18 protein-coding genes and 1 tRNA gene are annotated in these 16,618 nt (G+C 70.4%); 11 read left to right on the top strand and 8 right to left on the bottom strand.

Annotated elements, in window-relative coordinates:
• Nucleotides 1-89: 89 nt before the first annotated feature.
• Nucleotides 90-650 carry a TetR/AcrR family transcriptional regulator gene (locus tag ACWEJ6_RS25240; protein ID WP_452426568.1) on the bottom strand — a complete coding sequence of 187 codons (561 nt, stop codon included), beginning with the start codon at nt 648-650 and terminating at the stop codon, nt 90-92.
• 99 nt (nt 651-749) lie between these two features.
• On the opposite strand from ACWEJ6_RS25240, the gene ACWEJ6_RS25235 reads away from it, so the two are divergent.
• Genes ACWEJ6_RS25235 through ACWEJ6_RS25210 form a run of 6 tightly spaced genes read left to right on the top strand, consistent with a single transcriptional unit; the run spans nt 750 to nt 5,321 of the window.
• Nucleotides 750-2,549, top strand: a complete 1,800-nt coding sequence (locus ACWEJ6_RS25235) for an MDR family MFS transporter (protein ID WP_387672099.1) — start codon at nt 750-752, stop codon at nt 2,547-2,549.
• Complete coding sequence (locus tag ACWEJ6_RS25230; RefSeq protein ID WP_452426566.1) at nt 2,546-2,971, top strand: hypothetical protein; 426 nt, start codon at nt 2,546-2,548, stop codon at nt 2,969-2,971. Before ACWEJ6_RS25235 ends, ACWEJ6_RS25230 begins: the two co-directional genes overlap by 4 nt.
• Nucleotides 2,968-3,204, top strand: coding sequence for a hypothetical protein (locus ACWEJ6_RS25225; RefSeq protein ID WP_387672093.1), 237 nt, complete (start codon nt 2,968-2,970; stop codon nt 3,202-3,204). Before ACWEJ6_RS25230 ends, ACWEJ6_RS25225 begins: the two co-directional genes overlap by 4 nt.
• Nucleotides 3,205-3,217: 13 nt before the next feature.
• Entirely contained in the window at nt 3,218-3,703 is a 486-nt protein-coding gene (locus tag ACWEJ6_RS25220; protein ID WP_387672091.1) for a universal stress protein, read from the top strand.
• Nucleotides 3,704-3,732: 29 nt separating this feature from the next.
• Nucleotides 3,733-4,464 (top strand): M15 family metallopeptidase, encoded by a 732-nt coding sequence (locus ACWEJ6_RS25215; RefSeq protein ID WP_387672088.1) that lies wholly within the window; start codon nt 3,733-3,735, stop codon nt 4,462-4,464.
• 11 nt (nt 4,465-4,475) lie between these two features.
• Nucleotides 4,476-5,321, top strand: a complete 846-nt coding sequence (locus ACWEJ6_RS25210; RefSeq protein WP_452426563.1) for an NUDIX hydrolase — start codon at nt 4,476-4,478, stop codon at nt 5,319-5,321.
• 13 nt (nt 5,322-5,334) lie between these two features.
• On the opposite strand, the gene ACWEJ6_RS25205 is transcribed toward ACWEJ6_RS25210, so the two are convergent.
• Complete coding sequence (locus ACWEJ6_RS25205) at nt 5,335-5,670, bottom strand: STAS domain-containing protein (protein ID WP_387672082.1); 336 nt, start codon at nt 5,668-5,670, stop codon at nt 5,335-5,337.
• 36 nt (nt 5,671-5,706) lie between these two features.
• On the opposite strand from ACWEJ6_RS25205, the gene ACWEJ6_RS25200 reads away from it, so the two are divergent.
• Nucleotides 5,707-5,793 (top strand) — tRNA-Ser (locus tag ACWEJ6_RS25200).
• 1 nt (nt 5,794) lies between these two features.
• On the opposite strand, the gene ACWEJ6_RS25195 is transcribed toward ACWEJ6_RS25200, so the two are convergent.
• A complete protein-coding gene (locus ACWEJ6_RS25195; protein WP_452426561.1) occupies nt 5,795-7,963 on the bottom strand; it encodes a nucleotide-binding protein in 2,169 nt (722 codons plus the stop codon).
• A 114-nt stretch (nt 7,964-8,077) separates the two neighbouring features.
• Between ACWEJ6_RS25195 and ACWEJ6_RS25190 the strand changes: the two genes are divergently transcribed.
• On the top strand, nt 8,078-9,034 hold the full coding sequence (locus ACWEJ6_RS25190) for an NAD(P)H-quinone oxidoreductase (protein WP_452426559.1): 957 nt from the start codon (nt 8,078-8,080) through the stop codon (nt 9,032-9,034).
• 5 nt (nt 9,035-9,039) lie between these two features.
• Nucleotides 9,040-9,552: a bacterial proteasome activator family protein gene (locus tag ACWEJ6_RS25185; protein ID WP_352318235.1), complete on the top strand. Its 513-nt coding sequence runs from the start codon at nt 9,040-9,042 to the stop codon at nt 9,550-9,552.
• On the opposite strand, the gene ACWEJ6_RS25180 is transcribed toward ACWEJ6_RS25185, so the two are convergent.
• The gene (locus ACWEJ6_RS25180; RefSeq protein WP_397212740.1) at nt 9,543-10,322 is read right to left on the bottom strand and encodes an HAD family hydrolase; all 780 of its coding nucleotides are present in this window, start codon (nt 10,320-10,322) and stop codon (nt 9,543-9,545) included. The two genes, ACWEJ6_RS25185 and ACWEJ6_RS25180, sit on opposite strands and share 10 nt — an antisense overlap.
• A 250-nt stretch (nt 10,323-10,572) precedes the next feature.
• Between ACWEJ6_RS25180 and ACWEJ6_RS25175 the strand changes: the two genes are divergently transcribed.
• Both ACWEJ6_RS25175 and ACWEJ6_RS25170 read left to right on the top strand, forming a co-directional pair.
• Nucleotides 10,573-10,776 (top strand): cold-shock protein, encoded by a 204-nt coding sequence (locus ACWEJ6_RS25175; protein WP_043619750.1) that lies wholly within the window; start codon nt 10,573-10,575, stop codon nt 10,774-10,776.
• A 335-nt stretch (nt 10,777-11,111) separates the two neighbouring features.
• Nucleotides 11,112-12,479, top strand: coding sequence for a hypothetical protein (locus ACWEJ6_RS25170; RefSeq protein WP_452426556.1), 1,368 nt, complete (start codon nt 11,112-11,114; stop codon nt 12,477-12,479).
• On the opposite strand, the gene serS is transcribed toward ACWEJ6_RS25170, so the two are convergent.
• The 4 genes from serS to ACWEJ6_RS25150 form a co-directional block, all read right to left on the bottom strand.
• A complete protein-coding gene (serS, locus tag ACWEJ6_RS25165) occupies nt 12,443-13,705 on the bottom strand; it encodes a serine--tRNA ligase (RefSeq protein ID WP_358290963.1) in 1,263 nt (420 codons plus the stop codon). The two genes, ACWEJ6_RS25170 and serS, sit on opposite strands and share 37 nt — an antisense overlap.
• A 170-nt stretch (nt 13,706-13,875) precedes the next feature.
• A complete protein-coding gene (gene pheA, locus ACWEJ6_RS25160) occupies nt 13,876-14,796 on the bottom strand; it encodes a prephenate dehydratase (RefSeq protein ID WP_387672065.1) in 921 nt (306 codons plus the stop codon).
• 73 nt (nt 14,797-14,869) lie between these two features.
• Nucleotides 14,870-15,292: a DUF4446 family protein gene (locus ACWEJ6_RS25155; protein WP_358290965.1), complete on the bottom strand. Its 423-nt coding sequence runs from the start codon at nt 15,290-15,292 to the stop codon at nt 14,870-14,872.
• 22 nt (nt 15,293-15,314) lie between these two features.
• Nucleotides 15,315-16,505, bottom strand: coding sequence for a glycosyltransferase 87 family protein (locus ACWEJ6_RS25150; RefSeq protein WP_452426553.1), 1,191 nt, complete (start codon nt 16,503-16,505; stop codon nt 15,315-15,317).
• Between the last annotated feature and the right edge of the window lie 113 nt (nt 16,506-16,618).

Below are 16,618 nucleotides of genomic sequence, written 5' to 3'. Positions count from 1 at the left end.
TCGTAGGGAGCCCGCCCGGCCGCAGAAAGACATCCGACCGCTGCCGACCGGCTTTCCCCAGGCCACGGCCGGTCAGGGCGATGAAAGTTTCACTCCGCCAGGCACGCCTCGAACACCGCGGTCAACCGGTCGACATCGGCCGCCGTGGGCTGCTCCGGGCCCAGCCGGCGGCGCATCGCGCCGATGCCCAGGAAGACCGCCGTCGCCATCCTGGCCCGCGCCTGGACGTCGGCCCCGTCGAGCTGCGCGGCCAGCGGATCGAGGATGGACGTGCGCAGGCGCTCGCGCACGACGTCCTGGATCTCCGGATGGGCGGCCGAACGTTCGAGGGTGCGCAGCACCGGGCTCTCGGGGTCGTGGTGCATGCGCTCGGCGGCGTATTCGGCCAGGCGTCGCGGCAGGCTCCCGTGATCGCCGGCCAGCAGGGCGACGAACGTGGGCTCGCCTTCGAGCACCGCGCCGAAGAGCCCGGCTTTGGAGCCGAAATAGCGGCCGACCAGGGCGATGTTGGCCTCCGCGGCCGCGGCGATCATGCGGACGGTGACCTGCTCGTATCCGTGCTCGCCGAACAGCACGCGGGCCGCGTCAAGGATGCGCTGCCGGGTGGCCTCGCGTCCGCGGGGCCGGGCGTCCGTCGTCGGGGCGTCCATGTTCCGAACTCTACTCAGGAATAAAGTCACTTGCCGCGCGGCTAGTAAACATGCGTATACTCAACATTGGATAAGTGCGTACGAAGGGGATGTGGTGTCTTGGTAGCCCAGGCACAGGCCGCGCCCCCCGCCCGAAGGCAGTACACCCACCGCGAGATCCTCGAAGTCATGTCCGGGCTCATGCTCGCCATGCTGACGTCGATGATCTCCACTTCCGTGGTGGGCACCGCGTTGCCGACGATCGTGGGGGAACTCGGCGGTCAGGACCAGTACTCATGGGTGGCCAGCGCCACCATGCTGACGATGACGGTCTCGACGCCGTTGTGGGGCAAGCTGTCCGACCTGTTCGGACGGAAACTGCTCTTCCAGACCGCTCTCGGTCTGTTCGTGGCGGCTTCACTGGTGGCCGGTCTGTCGCAGAACATGGGACAGCTCATCGCGGCGCGTGCCGTGCAGGGCCTGGGCGTGGGTGGTTTGTCGGCACTTGCGCAGGTGATCCTGGGAGACATCGTCTCGCCGCGCGAGCGCGGCCGGTACTCCGGTTACATGGGGGCCGTCTTCGGGATCTCCACCGTCGCCGGGCCGCTGCTCGGCGGGTTCATCGTGGACACCGACTGGCTCGGCTGGCGCTGGTGCTTCTACGTCGTGGTGCCGTTCGCCATCGTCGCGTTCGCGGTGGTGCAGAAGGTGCTGCGGCTGCCCAAGGTCAAGCGGAACACCTCGATCGACATCTGGGGCGCGACCACCATCACGGCCAGCGCGGCCTCGCTGATGCTGCTGCTGACGCTGGGCGGCAACGAGTTCGAGTGGAACTCGTTCTGGACCTACTTCCTGGCCGCGTTCGCCCTGCTCATGCTGGCCCTGGCGGTGCTGGCCGAGCGTACGGCCCGCAACCCGATCCTGCCCCCGCGGCTGTTCAGGAACCGCACGTTCGTGCTCACCAGCGCGGCCTCGCTGTTCGTCGGCATGGCCATGTTCGGCGCGATGATCTACCTTCCGCAGTACCTGCAGATCGTCAAGGGCCTGAGCCCGACGAAGTCGGGTCTGATGACGCTGCCCATGGTGGTGGCGCTGTTCCTGGCGGGCGTGATCTCCGGCAAGATCGTCACGAACACCGGCAAGTGGAAGATCTTCCCGGTCGCCGGTCTGGTGATCGTGGCCGTCGGCCTGTTCCTGCTCTCCCGGCTGCACGTCGACTCCAGCGAATGGCTCATCGGCTTCGACGTGGGCGTCCTGGGCATCGGCCTCGGCCTGTCCATGCAGATGCTCATCCTGGCCGCCCAGAACGGCTCCGAGCTGCGTGACATGGCCTCGACCACGGCCGGCGTCTCGTTCTTCCGCTCGCTCGGCGGCGCGATGGGCGTCGCGGGCTTCGGCGCGATCCTGACCAACCGGCAGGCGAGCGAGTTCGCCGACCTGGTGGCCCAGGCCCGCCTCCACCTGCCCAGCACCGGGCAGAAGCTGGGCAGCCCCGCCGCCATCCAGCACCTGCCCGAGCCGATCAAGGGCATCATCCTGGAGTCCTTCACCCGGGCCCTGGAGACGGTGTTCATGGTCGGCGTGCCGATCGCCCTGCTCGGGTTCGTCGCGGCGCTGTTCCTGAAGGAGCTGCCACTGCGCGGCACCACGATGCCGGCCGGCCCCAAGCCCCTCGGCAAGGACGACCTCGTCCTGGCCGGGCTGCTCCTGGAGCTCATCGCCCAGCGCGTCGAGCGCTCGAACGGCCAGCCGTCCGCGCTGCTCTCCGCGGTCGCCAGGATGGCGCCGCCCGACGGCCGCCCCGAGCGCGAACGCGCCTGGGCGGTCGCACAAAACGTGCTCCGGCCCACCTCGCGCGCCCTCATCGCGCAGGCCACGCCGGCGCAGCAAGACCTCGTATCCGGAGGAGTCTCACAATGATTCGCAAGTTCGTGGGCGCCGTAGCGGCCGCCCTGGCGGTCATGGCCGGCCTGTGGCTGATGATCGCCCCCTTCGCCCTCGGCACGCAGCCCGAGAACGCCGACTGGACCGACCCCACCACGACCGAGTTCTTCTCGGGCCTGGGCGTGACCGTCTTCGGTCTCGTGGGCGTCGTCGGCTTCGTCCTGGCCATCTACGAAGAGCTCGTGGTCCGCGGGCTGGTGACCGTCAAGCAGCGCGTGCAGCCGGAGCCAGAGCCCGAGCCCGTGCCCGCCGCGCCGCAGGCGTCCTCGGCCGAGCTGGCGAGCCTGCTCGCCCCGCTCGTGGAGGCGCTGCGCGAGGACATGCACAACCCGAGCCGCGGCGGTGAGCACCGTCAGAACGGCAGGACCACCCTGGTGGGTCTGGAGGAGTCCCGATGAAGGCCAAGCTGGGCATTGCCGCCCTCGTCCTGCTGTTCCTGACCGGGCTGTGGCTGGTCGCCGCGCCGTTCGCGGTCGGCTACCAGCCCCGGGGCGCCGGGTACACGGACGCGACCGTCAACGACCTGTGGGTCGGCGGCGGACTCGCCGCGGTCTCGTTCGTCGCCCTGGTGATCTACGCCGCCGACTCACTGCGCGAGCTGGCCCGCCGCGGCAAGCACGCGGACGCCTGACGCGAGTCCTGCCGTGTTCGGCGGTAGCACAGACCCCGGCTGGGAGCCGCTGGAAGGCCGGCTCCCGGCTGGGCAGTTCGAGATCGGCAAGGACGGCGCCGGGCTGCTGGTCGTCGGCTTCGACGGGTCGGACCCCAGCCGCAACGCGCTCGCGTACGCGGCCGGCCTGGCCCGGCGGGACGCCGCCGCGCTGCTCGTCGTCTTCGTGGAGCCGATCAACAGCACCACGTTGTGGTTCTTCGCCGGCTCCCCGGTCATCCCGGACAGCGCGGCCGACCTCACCGACGACCTCCGGGACGAGCTGAAGGGCGCCGGCGTGCCCTGGCAGTTCGTCAGCGTCCGCGGGGACACCGCCCGCGAGCTGGAGGCGCTCGCCGGCTCCTACCGGGCCGACGCCATCGTGGTCGGCAGGTCGCGTTCCTCCTGGCACGCCCTGGGCGGCTCGGTGGCCGTCGGCCTGGCGAAACGGGCTCGCCGTACCGTGCTGATAGTCCCCTGACCTGGCATGACGTCGCATATGGTGGCCAGATGAAACGTACCGCCGCCATCGCGTTCGTGGTGCTCACGTCCGTTTCGTGCGCAGGGCAGGAGCCCGTCGCCTCGTCCGGCGCCACGCCCACGCCCTCCGCGCCCGCGTCCGGGACGACGTCGCCCACGACCTCGCCCACCAGCGAGCCGAGCCCGACGGCTCCGCCGCCGTTCACCTCGAAGGTCACAAAGGTGTCGCGCGAGCGGCTGCCGTACTCGTGGCGGCCCGGTTGCCCGGTGTCCTACCAGGACCTGCGGCTGGTCACCATGTCGTTCTGGGGCTTCGACGACAAGCCGCACACCGGCGAGCTCGTCGTCCGCAAGACGGTCACCGACGACATCGAGACCGTCTTCCGCAAGCTGTACGACTGGCGCTGGCCCATCCGGCAGATGAAGCTCGTCGACGTCTACAAAGGCGACGACTTCGCCTCCATCGAGGCCGACAACACCTCGGCATTCAACTGCCGTCGCGCGACCGGCTCCAGCAATTGGTCGAACCACGCGTACGGCCAAGCGATTGACATCAATCCACGCGAGAACCCATATGTCACTGCAAGCGGTGGCACAGCGCACCAAAATGCCAAGAGGTACACCGAGCGCCCAATGAAGGGTAAAGGTGTGGTAAACCCTGGAGACAAGGTCGTAAGGGCCTTCGCCGACGTCGGATGGGAGTGGGGCGGCTACTGGACGGGCGCCAAGGACCTGCAGCATTTCAGTAAGGGCGGAGGCTGAGACAATCCCTCATGGCGGCTAAGGACGGCGACGGCTGGGCCGAATGCGGGCTCGGACACAGACATTGGGGCATTCACGGAGCGTCGGGCCTGCTGCTCGTCCACCATGACCCGCTCGGCGTGCCCCACGTGCTCATGCAGGAACGCTCCTTGTGGAGCCACCACGGCGGCACCTGGGGGCTGCTCGGCGGCGCCCGCGACAGCCACGAGGACGCCGTCACCAGCGCGCTGCGCGAGGCCCGCGAGGAGGCCGCCCTCGGCGGCGACGGGTTCCGTGTCCAGGGCGTCTACCTCGACGACCACGGCGGCTGGAGCTTCGAGACGGTGATCGCCGAGTCCGCCGAGCTGGTGCCGGCCAAGCCCGCCAACAGCGAGAGCACCGACCTGCGCTGGCTGCCGCTGCCCGAGGTGGCCGGCCGCAAGCTGCATCCCGGCTTCGCCGCGACCTGGGACCGCGTCCAGGCCGCCATCCGTCCCGAGACGATCGTGCTCGACGTCGCCAACATCATCGGCGCGCGGGCCGAGCACGGCTGGTGGAACGACCGGCTGGGCGCGGCCACCCGCCTGCTCACCGACGTGGCGGAGCTCAGGCTGTTCCACCCGGTGTTGTCGCAGTGGTTCCCGCGGGTGGTCGCGGTGGTGGAGGGCGCGGCCAGGAGCACCCCCGAGATCCCCGGGCTGCAGGTCGTCGCGGCGACGGGCAGCGGCGACGACGCGATCGTCGACGTCGTGGCCCGGGCCAAGCCGTGGGAGCGGGTGCTCGTCGTCACGGCCGACCGCGGGCTCCGGGGACGGGTCGCCGAACTGGGCGCCGAGACCGAGGGCCCCCGCTGGCTCCTGTCACAACTGGGCCGCTGAACGGGCGGCACTGCTAAACAGGGAGCACCTCGTCGAAGGCGGCCGTCAGCCCGGTCACGTCGAGCACCCGTCGCAGCACGCCGTGCACGCCGAACAGGCGTAACGAGCCGCCGTGCCCGGCGACCGCGCGCTGGTGCTCCACCAGCGTCCACAGGCCGCTGGAGTCGCAGAAGTCGAGGTGGTGGGCGTCGATCGCGAGGTGCACGAGCCCTTCGGCGGTCAGCCCGGCCAGCCGCTGCCTCAGCAGGGGCGCCGTGACCTTGTCGAGGTCTCCGGCCAGGCGCACCGTCGTGTCGCCGGGACCACGCTCCACCTCGACGCCGAGATCCGCCACCTCCTGAACGTACACCCCTGCCACCACAGCCGCTATCGTGGTGTCCGCACAGGAGGGTTCGCATAGTGGACGAGTGCAGCCGCCTTGAAAGCGGCCAGGTCAGCGATGGCCTCGTGGGTTCGAATCCCACACCCTCCGCTCACTCGCGCACACCCGCGAACCCGTCGCCCACACTGGCGGCGAGCTGCAGGTAGGCCTCCCTGGTCGCCTCCTGGAGCCGGTCGAGGTCGATCTCCGCGCCCTCCTCCAGGTGCGGGTCGTACGGCACCCTGATCACCGCGCGGCACCTGGCCGCGAAATGGGCCTCCAGCTTTCTGATGTCCACCGCCGACTTCGACCGCGGCCGGACGCTGCACAGCACCACGGTCGCGTTCTTCACCAGGTCGGCGTAGTGGTGGGCCTCCAGCCAGTCGAGAGTGGCCGAGGCCGCCCTGGCGCCGTCCACGGAAGGGCTGCTGACCAGCACGATCTGGTCGGCGAGCCCGAGCACGCCGCCCATGGCGGAGTGGAGCAGGCCGGTGCCGCAGTCGGTGATGCAGATGGAGTAGAAGTTCTCCAGCACCTGGGAGACGGCCTGGTAGTCGGCGCCGCTGAACGCCTCCGACACCGACGGGTCGCGGTCGGAGGCCAGCACCTCCAGCCGCGAGGGCGCCTGCGAGGTGAACGCCCTGATGTCGACGTACCGCTTGACCTGGTCACGCTCGTTGAGCAGGTCGCGCACGGTGGCGGAGGTCTCCAGCACCAGCTTGTCGGACAGCGTGCCCCGGTCGGGGTTGGCGTCCACGGCGATGACGCGGTCGCCGCGCATCTGCGCGAGCGTCGCGCCGAGCCCGACCGTCGTCGTGGTCTTGCCCACGCCGCCCTTCAGGCTCAGCACCGCCACCCGGTGGTGGCCGGTGGTCACGGGGGTGCGCGCCCTGGTCACCAGCTCGCGGCGGCGGCGCACCTCCGGCGCCTCGCCCGGCTTGATCCAGCCGCCGGACGCCTTGTAGACCAGCCGCCGCCAGCCCTTCGAGGGCGCGTTGCGCCTGCCGCGCAGCAACGACTCCGGGTCGAGGCTGTCGGCGGTCGGCCTGCCGGTGAGCGGCGGGCGCTGCGGCGCGGTGAACACGGGGATGGGCGCCGGACGCCGCCGGCGCTCGTGCGGCGGCGGGATCTCCCGCTCGGCCGGCCGCCACTCCTGGCGGTCGCTCCACTGCGGGCGCTCGTCCCGCGCGGCGTCCTGGGGGGCGGGGGCCTCGCCGTGCGCGAGGTCGGGCCGCTGCGGGCGGCCCTCGCGGAAGGAGGTGTCGGACCACTGCGGCCGCTCGTCCCAGCGGGGCCGCTCGTCGGCCGCCGCCTCCTCGACCGCCTCCCTGCGTACGGGCTCCCCGCGTACGGGCTCCCTGCGTACGGGCTCCTCCGCGCGGACCGGCTCCTCTCGGCGGACGGGCTCCTCGAACCCCCGCGGCGGCTCGACGGGGGCGGGCTCGGCGGCTTCGATCGGGGCGGGCTCGTCGAACACCCTGGCCGCGTCGGTACGGGGCGGCACGTCGAACGCCCCGGGCGACTCGGTGCGGGACGGCAGGTCGAACGCCTTGGGCGACTCGGTGCGGGACGGCAGGTCGAACGCCTCGGGCAGCTCGGTGATCATCGGCTGCGTCTCGTTCGACTGCTCGGCGGGCCGCGACCAGTCGCCGAGCGACGGCCAGCCCGGCTCCTCGCTCTCGCGCGCCTGCTCCTCGCCCTGCTGGCGGCCCTGCTGCCGTCCCTGGTCCCCGACCGGCTCCTCGCCCTGCTCCTGGCTCGGCCTCTCGCCCTGCTCCCGGCCCTGCTCGGTGTCCTTCTCCCCGCTCCCCGCCCGCTCGGGCGGCGTGAACGTCAAGGAGTAGCTGTCGGTGTCGTCAGGACGCGGCAACGGCTTGAGCGGCGCCAGGAAAGGGTCCTCCGACCGGCCGAGACTCACCGGCGGCACGGCCGGCTCGCCTGCCACACTCTCCTGCCCCCTGCCGCCTTCCTGCCCCCTGCCGCTCTCCTGCGTGGCGGCCCTGTCCAGCCACTCCCCTGCCTCGCTCTCGGCCGCGGGCAGATCCTCGGCCGCCGCGTGGCCGTAAACGGAGTCGACGGCGGCGCGGAACAGCGGCGGCGTCGGCGTGTCGTGCGGCGTGGGCACGAGCAGCCACGGGTCCTTGGGGTACGGCGAAGCGACCGGCTCGTCCGCCGACGCGGACGAGGCTCCGACGGAGACGGGCGTCTCCTCCGTCTCCTTGATCGCGTCGAGCCAGGCCAGCTGTTCCTCGAGAGATTCTTCTCGATCGTGTCTTGCCACCGTGTTCCCCCTCGGGTGGGTCTAAAGGGGCAGCAAATACTTTGCAGGTTAACGCCACGCGTTCCCGCGCAGCCCGGCAACCCACAACTTCTTTGCCCGGCTACCGTGGATCGCATGCGAGCCATTGAGATCACCGAGCCGGGTGGACCAGAGGTCCTGGAATGGCGTGAGGTGCCCGATCCGGCCGTCGGACGCGGCGACGTGCTCATCGACGTGGTGGCCTCGGCGGTGAACCGCGCCGACGTCCACCAGCGGATGGGCTTCTACGACCCGCCGCCCGGCGCGCCCCTGTACCCGGGGCTGGAGGTGTCGGGCGTGGTGGCCGCGGTGGGGGCGGACGTCGAGCAGTTCAAGGCCGGCGACGAGGTGTGCGCGCTGCTGGCCGGCGGCGGTTACGCCGAGCGCGTGGCGGCGCCCTGGCAGCAGGTCATGCCGGCGCCGCAGGGCGTGCCGCTGGCGGAGGCGGCGGGGCTGCCCGAGGTGGCGTGCACGGTGTGGTCGAACGTGTTCATGGTCGGCCGGCTGCGGCGCGGCGAGACCCTGCTGGTGCACGGCGGGGCCAGCGGCATCGGCACGTTCGCGGTGCAGCTCGCCAAGGCGCTCGGCTCGCGGGTGGCGGCCACGGTCGGGTCCGAGGCGAAGGCCGAGCAGGTCAGGAAGCTGGGCGCGGACGAGGTCGTCAACTACCGCGAGGAGGACTTCGCCGACCGGGTGGAGGCCGACGTCATCCTCGACATCATGGGCGCCAAGTACCTGGCGGCCAACGTCCGGGCGCTGCGCACCGGCGGCCGGCTGGTGATCATCGGCCTCCAGGGCGGCGGAAGGGCCGAGCTCGATCTCGGCGCGCTGCTGACCAAGCGGGCCTCCGTCCACGGCACCACGTTGCGCGCCCGTCCGGTCGACGAGAAGGGCGTCATCGTCCGGAGCGTCGTGGACAACGTCTGGCCGCTGGTGGAAGCGGGTGCCGTACGTCCGGTGATCTACGCGAGCGTGCCCATGGCAGAGGCAGCCGATGCACACCGAATGTTGGATTCGGGAGAGCACGTCGGCAAGATCCTGCTAGTACGGTGAGTGTTATGAATGCTGAGGACAACAACACCCCTCACATCGTGGTGGTGGGCCCCGACTTCCAAGGTCAGGGCGATAGCGGTGATGAAGAGCGCTCGGTCACCAACCTGGTCGAGCAGCCCGCCAAGGTGATGCGCATCGGCAGCATGATCAGGCAGCTCCTGGAGGAGGTGCGCGCCGCCCCCCTCGACGAGGCCAGCCGCAAGCGCTTGAAGGAGATCCACGAGTCCTCCATCAAGGAGCTTGAGGACGGTTTGGCGCCGGAGCTGGTCGACGAGCTGGAACGGCTGTCGCTCCCGTTCACCGACGACAACGGCACGCCCCCCAGCGAGGCCGAGCTGCGCATCGCGCACGCCCAGCTCGTGGGCTGGTTGGAGGGTTTGTTCCACGGTATCCAGACCACCCTGTTCGCCCAGCAGATGGCGGCCAGGGCCCAGTTGGAGCAGATGCGCAGGGCGCTGCCCGGCGTGCCGGGTGACGAGGGCCACCGGCCGCCGAGCGGGTCGGGCCCCTACCTGTAGAGCCGTTCCAGCACCTGAGCGACGCCGTCCTCGTCGTTGGACGCGGTCACGTGATCGACCGCCGCCAGCACGTCGGGGTGGGCGTTCGCGACGGCGTACGACGTACCTGCCCAGCTCAGCATGGGCAGGTCGTTCGGCATGTCGCCGAAGGCGACCACGTGGGCCGGCTTGATCTCGTGCCGCCCGGCGAGCGTGGCCAGCGCCGTGGCCTTCGTCACGCCCTGGGCGCTCATCTCGACCAGGCCGCCGTGGCTGGAGTGGGTCGCGGTCACCAGGTGGCCCACCAGGTCGTGCACGGTCGCGTGCAGCTCGTCGGCGCCCATCTCGGGATGGAGGGCGAGCAACTTGGCGCAGGGCCGGGCGGTCAGCGCGTCTCGGTCAATCCGGACAACTCCGACACCCTTGCGATCCAGACCACCGAGCCGGAAATCGGACTCATGCGCAAAACCGCCTTCATACTCGACCGAAAATACGAGACCGGACACGTTCGCTCGTAGCTGAGCGACGACTTCCCCCAGTACGTGGGCGTCGATGAGGTGAGATTCCACTATCCGTTCGGTATGGAGATCGTAGATCAGTGCGCCGTTGGCGCATACGGCCAGGCCACGGTGCCGTACGGCGCCCGCGACCTCCCTCATCCACCTGGGCGGCCGTCCGGTCACGAAGACGAGCGCGGCCCCGGATTCCTCGACTTTCGCGAAGGCCGCAGCCGTCCGGGGAGACACGGTTCCGTCGGCGCGCAGGGCGGTGCCGTCGAGGTCGGTGGCCACTAGGCGCGGCGGTGCAAGGCTCTGCATAACAGGTTCCAGTTTGCCCGGTGATGCCGCCTGACAGAAATCTTCGTAGGGACGGGAACACCAACGCGCCAGAATGGTGTTAGATGTGATGGCGTTGTATTAGCTGATCCCGTAGTGAAAACCAGCATGACTTTGTCTGAGCCACCCCGGGTGCCTGCTGTACGACACACCGGGATCCACGAGGTGTGGGTCCCATAGATTCACATCCTGAGGGAGAGCTTTTATGGCTCAGGGAACCGTCAAGTGGTTCAACGCTGAGAAGGGCTTCGGCTTCATCGCCCCGGACGGCGGTGCGCCGGACGTGTTCGTGCACTTCTCCGAGATCGTCGGCAACGGCTACCGCAGCCTTGAAGACGGCCAGCGGGTCGAGTTCGAGATCACGCAGGGACAGAAGGGGCCGCAGGCCTCCCAGGTCCGTGCTATCTGACCTGTAGTTCGTAGTTCGCAAGTAAGGCCGGGGTCCGCATTCCAGCGGACTCCGGTCTTTTTGCTTCTCGCCCCGGAGACCGCCATTGCCTCTCGCCAAAGCCTGAGGACGCCGTGGCGGCCCCGAGAGGCGTCGTGCGGCCCCTCCCATGTCCGGACATGTACTCGCGCCTCAGCGGCCGTCTGAAGCGCCTGCCGACCTTCTGTCCACAGGCGCCTGTCGCCCTGTGGACAAAGGGGAGTTTCACAAATCAGTCACGGCCTCGGGCACGGCCCAACTTCCCTCCGTCTCCCGCCATCCACCCGTATATGAGGTACGCGTGGTTATGTCACCCCGTGACCATCACCGGGGTCATCCTGCTCCTGCTCAACGACCACCTCTTCAAGCCGCTCTGGCCCGGCCTCCTCACCGGCAAGCTCAGTGACCTGGCCGGACTCGTGGTCGCCCCCACCGTGCTGGCACTGCTCGTCGGACGCCGCGCCGACCTGGCGGCCACCGTCCTGACCGGCCTGCTGTTCACGTTCATGAAGACCACGGAGACGGGCGCCGATCTCGCCTCCCAGGCTTGGAGCCTCGTGGCCGGGCCCGCGCGCGTCCTGGCCGACCCGACGGACCTGATCGCCCTGCCCGCCCTCGCCCTGGCCTGGTGGGTACGGCAGCGCAGCGCCGGCACCGACTCCCCGCGCCGGCGGATCATGGTCACCGTGCCGCTGGCCGTCCTGGCCGTGACCGCCACGGCCGGGCCCGTCCCGGCATCGGCGGCCCTGTCCGTGGACGTGACCGAGTCGGGCAAGATCGTCGTTGGGACGACCGGCACGGAACACAGTTCCCGCCTCTCCGACGACGGCGGCACGACCTGGACCGACGGAACCGCGCCCGCCTCGACCCGGACGTCGATCAGCGCCCAGTGCGTGCCCGGCCAGGCGACCCGCTGCTACCGCGTCCGCCAGAACCACCTCGGCGTGGACCAGTCGGACGACGGCGGCCGGACCTGGCGACCCTCCTGGGAACCGTCCCCCGACGCCCGCCTCCGCCTGACCAGGAAGCACGGCGCGGAGGAGAGCATGCTCATGTCCTACGACCTGGCGGTCCAGGCCAGGCCCGGAGGACACGTCGTGGTCGTCGCCAACGGCGTGGACGGCATCCTGGTCAGGGATGTCTCAGGCGCCTGGCGTCGCCTCGGCTGGTCGTACACGCTCGACGACGTGCGGGCCGACGAGGTGGACCTCAGCCCCGAGCGGAACGTCGCGCTCTTCCTGGCGGTGTGCATGCTGCTGGGCGGCGTCGGCGCCAGGATGCGCAGGTATCAGGGCGCGTTCGCGACATCAGGGGCAATCGGGGCGCTGGCCATGTACGTCGCGCTGGACAGCGGGATCGGCGAGACGGTGTTCGTCAACCTCACCGCCGTGTTCAGCTGGGCGGTCGCGCTGGCGACCGGGCTGGCGTGCCTCGTGCTGGCCTGGGACGGCAAGCCGCAGCCGGTGAGCGCGCTGACCGGCGTGGTGGCCGCGCCGCTGGTCTACGCGGCCGTCTACCTGCCCTTCCACGGCTGGGCACGCGGCACGCCCGAGACCCACGGGACCGCCGTCATGCTCGCGGCCCTGCTGACGGGCCTGATCGTGGTCGCGGGCGTCGCCGTCATCGCGATCGACGCCCGCCGCCACTCCTACTTGGACGGCTCCAGCACGTCGAGCCCCACGTAGGGACGCAGCGCCTTGGGAACCACCACCGAGCCGTCGGCCTGCTGGTGGTTCTCCAGGATCGCCACGATCCACCGGGTGGTGGCCAGCGTGCCGTTGAGCGTGGCCAGATGCTGTGGCTTGCCGTCTTTGTCCCGATAACGGACGGCGAGCCTGCGCGACTGGAACTCGGTGCAGTTGGAGGTCGAGGTCAGCTCGCGGTAACGGCCCTGGGTCGGGATCCACGCCTCGCAGTCGAACTTGCGCGCCGCCGACATGCCGAGATCGCCCGCCGCCGTGTCGATGATCCGGTAGGGGACCTCGATCTTGGCCAGCATGTCCTTCTCCCAGGCCAGCAGCCGCTGGTGCTCCTCGTGCGCCTCCTCGGGACGGACGTAGGAGAACATCTCCACCTTGTCGAACTGGTGGACCCTGATGATGCCCCGGGTGTCCTTGCCGTACGAGCCGGCCTCGCGGCGGAAGCACGACGACCAGCCCGCGTAGCGCAGCGGCAGCTCGTCGCCGCTCACGATCTCGTTGGCGTGGTAGCCGGCCAGCGCCACCTCGGAGGTGCCGACGAGGTAGAGGTCGTCCTCCGGCAGGCGGTAGATCTCCTTGTCGTGGGCCACGTGGAAGCCGGTGCCCTGCATGGTCTCCGGCTTGACCAGCACCGGAGTGATCATCGGCGTGAAACCGGCCTCGATCGCCTGCTGCATCGCCATGTTGAGCAGGCCCAGCTGCAGGCGCGCGCCGACGCCCTTGAGGAAGAAGAACCGCGAGCCGGACACCTTGGCGCCGCGCTCCATGTCGATCGCGCCGAGCGCCTCGCCGAGCTCCAGGTGGTCCTTCGGCTCGAAGTCGAACTGGCGCGGCTCCCCGAACGTCTCCAGGACGACATAGTCGTCCTCGCCGCCCGGAGGGGCGCCTTCCTCGACGATGTTCGGCACCGTCTGCATGAGCTGGTCGAGCTCGGCGGCCAGCTTCTCCGCCTCGGCCTCGGCGGCCTTGACCTGGCTCGCGAGGTCTTTGGCCCGCTGGAGCAGCGCGGCCTTCTCCTCGCCCTGCGCCTTGGAGACCGACTTGCCCATGCTCTTTTGCTCAGCGCGCATCGACTCGAACGAGGTCAGCGCGGATCGGTGGCGCTCGTCGAGGTCGAGCAGCGTTGCGACGACGGAGTCGTCCTCACCGCGGGCACGCTGCGACGCCCGTAGCCGGTCGGGATCCTCACGAAGGGTACGCAGGTCAATCACAAGGAAAGGCTACCGGCGCCCACCCCCACCCCGCCCCCGGATTCCCCGGCGCACCACTCGGGCGCACCCGCGGACCCCCCGAAGGCACCGCGACCTGTGTGAACCATCGGGAACGGCCGGACCCGCGTCACCACCTCAGAGCGGTCAGGCCCGCGTGAACGCCCCAGGGGTCAGAGCCGGCCGGACCTGATGCGAGCCAGCCAGTCGGCGGCCTCGGCGAACTGGGTGTCGGCCGTGCCCCTCTTGATCTGCGGCGTGACCCCGTCGGCGCGGGGGTAGCTGCCGAGGAAGCGCACTTCGCCGCAGATGCGGTGGAGCCCGGCGACGGCCTCGCCCACCCGCGCGTCGGCGATGTGCCCCTCGAAGTCGAAGTGGAAGAAATAGCGCCCGATGCCGTCGCCCGTCGGCCGGGACTCGATGCGGGTCAGGTTGACCCCGCGCACGGAGAACTCGGTCAGCATCTCCAGCAGCGCGCCCGGGTGGTCGTCGGCCAGGAAGACGACCAGCGTGGTGCGGTCGGAGCCGGTCGCCTCCGGCAGCGGCCCCGGACGGCTCACCTTGACGAACCTGGTCACCGTGTCGGACCGGTCGCCGATGTCGCCGGCCAGCGCGACCAGCCCGTAGTGCTCGCCGGCGATGCGCGCGGCGATGGCCGCGTCGTACGGCGAGCCGGGCAGCGAGACCTCCTGGGCCGCGGCCGCCGTGGAAGGCGCGGCGACCACCACGGCGTCGGGCAGCTCGCGGGCGATGAAGGCGCGGCACTGCGTGATGGCCGCGGGATGGGTGTAGACCCGCTTGATGTGCGCGATCTCGGTGTCGGGCCTGGCCAGCAGCGAGAACTGGACCGGCAGCAGCAGCTCGGCCGTGATCGTCAACGGCTCGCCCCAGGCGAACTCGTCGAGCGTCGTGGTGATCGCGCCCTCGATGGAGTTCTCCAGCGGCACGACGGCGCCGTCGGCGTCACCGGAACGGGCGGCGTTGAGCGCCGCGCTCACCGTGGCGCAGGGCAGGCGCTCGGCGGCGGGGTCAAGGAGCCTCAGGGCCTCTTCGGTGAAGGTCCCTTCCGGTCCGAGATAGGCGAGTCTGGGCATGCATCCAGAGTATCCGCAGGTGGTCGCAGCACGCCGCCCTTTCGCCGACCGCGTACGGCACCCGTGCGGACACTCAGCGTGAACCCTTGAGGACCCGCGGCGGGACCAGCGGCCCCAGCCCGAGCCGGGCCGCCCGCACCGCCTGCTCCTCCTCCGGCGACAGCGGCTGCTGCCCCTTCCCGCCCACCACCGGACGCACGTACGTGCGTGTCTCGCTGGTGCCGTTGATCGAGGTCAGCACGATGCCGTCGCCCAGCCCGTTGATCATGGCCACCGAGAACGAGAGCCTGCCGCTCATCTCGGCGAGCGCGTCGTAGCGGCACACGGCCACGTCCCTGATCGCCTTGAGGTCGCCGGCGCCCTCGCCGGCCTGCCTGGCCACCCTGCGCAGACAGTCGTCGACGGCGGCCCTGGCCTGCCTGAGGCCCATGTAGCCGATGAACACGCCACTCACCCCGGCCACGAGGCCCACGACTACCCAAGCGGTAACGAGCACGCCACAGAGGGTAATACTTCGGTCAAGCCAGTTGCCGCCTTTTGGGCAACCAGGACGCCAGCAGCCAGACCAGAACCAGCGCCCCGAGCCCGAACCCGTCCTGCACGATCTTCCCGAGCACCAGGCTCACCCCCGGGATCCCGGCGGCGATCAGCGAGACCCCCCACCAGGGCACGGGCACCACGTAGAACAGCCAGACCCCCGCGGCCACCCGCAGCCTCACCGGATCGCGCCCGTCGCCGACGATCGCCCCGAGCACCACGACCACCCAGGCCAGGTGGTGGATCCAGGCGACCGGCGAGAGCAGCACCGCCATCAGCGACGTCAGCGCCACCGCCGTCAGCTCGTCCTTCGCCAGGTACGCCGCCCGCGCCGCCCGGAACCCGTACCAGGCCACGGCCGCCACGATCACCGCCCAGATCACGAACGTCAGCGACTCCGGCATGTACAGCCGCAGCAACATGCCGCGGATCGACTGGTTCGTCGTGGCGGTGTTCGCCCCCAGCCGCTCCGGATCGAGCAGCGCCGAGAACCAGAAGGCGGACGCGTCCTGCGGGATCACCACGAACGGCAGCACCGTCAGCACGGCCGCCACGAAGGCCGCCATGAAGAACGTCCGCCACTGCCTGGTGACCAGGAAGTAGATCAGGAAGACGCCGGGAGTCAGCTTGACGGCCGTGGCCAGCCCGACCAGGAACCCCCGGGGCAGCCAGGGCCGCCGTGCCAGGCAGTCGACCAGGCACAGGGCGACCAGCAGGATGTCCACCTGCCCGAACCGCACCTGGTCCCGGATCGGCATCAGGTACGTGCAGGCCACCATGAGCAGCCCGAACACCCACGGCACGTAGGCCCGCAGCGCCTGGCGGAACGCGAACCAGACGGTGACCGCCAGCGCCGCGAAGATGCCGGCCGTCCACACCCATTGGGCGGTGCCCCAGGACATCTCGGCCAGCGCCACGGCCAGCATGGCCGCGACGGGCGGATAGGTGAACGGCAGCAGCTGGGGCGCCGGGGTGAAGAAGTCGTACACCGGACGGCCGTCGAGCAGCATCTGGCCGCCGGTACGGTAGACGTCGAGGTCGACGAGCCGCTGGTCGTCCGGGTTGGTCAGCCACGTGTGCACGAGAGGCGCGGCCGCCGCCGCGACGACGAGCGCCACCACCACCCACGCCCACCACTGCCGCCGGATCACTCGCACCTCGCCTCTTGTCACGATGGGGCACGTTACCGTGGCTGTTGATCGAGGGCGCAGACACTGGGGGTTCCGGACATGCCTTACGCCACGCTCGGGGGCGAGCACCAAGCGCGTCGCGTACGCCCCGCGAC

The organism is Nonomuraea sp. NPDC004702 (genome assembly GCF_053601695.1).
The sequence above is the reverse complement of the archived record's forward strand: the minus strand, read 5'-3'. Positions and strand labels throughout refer to the sequence as shown.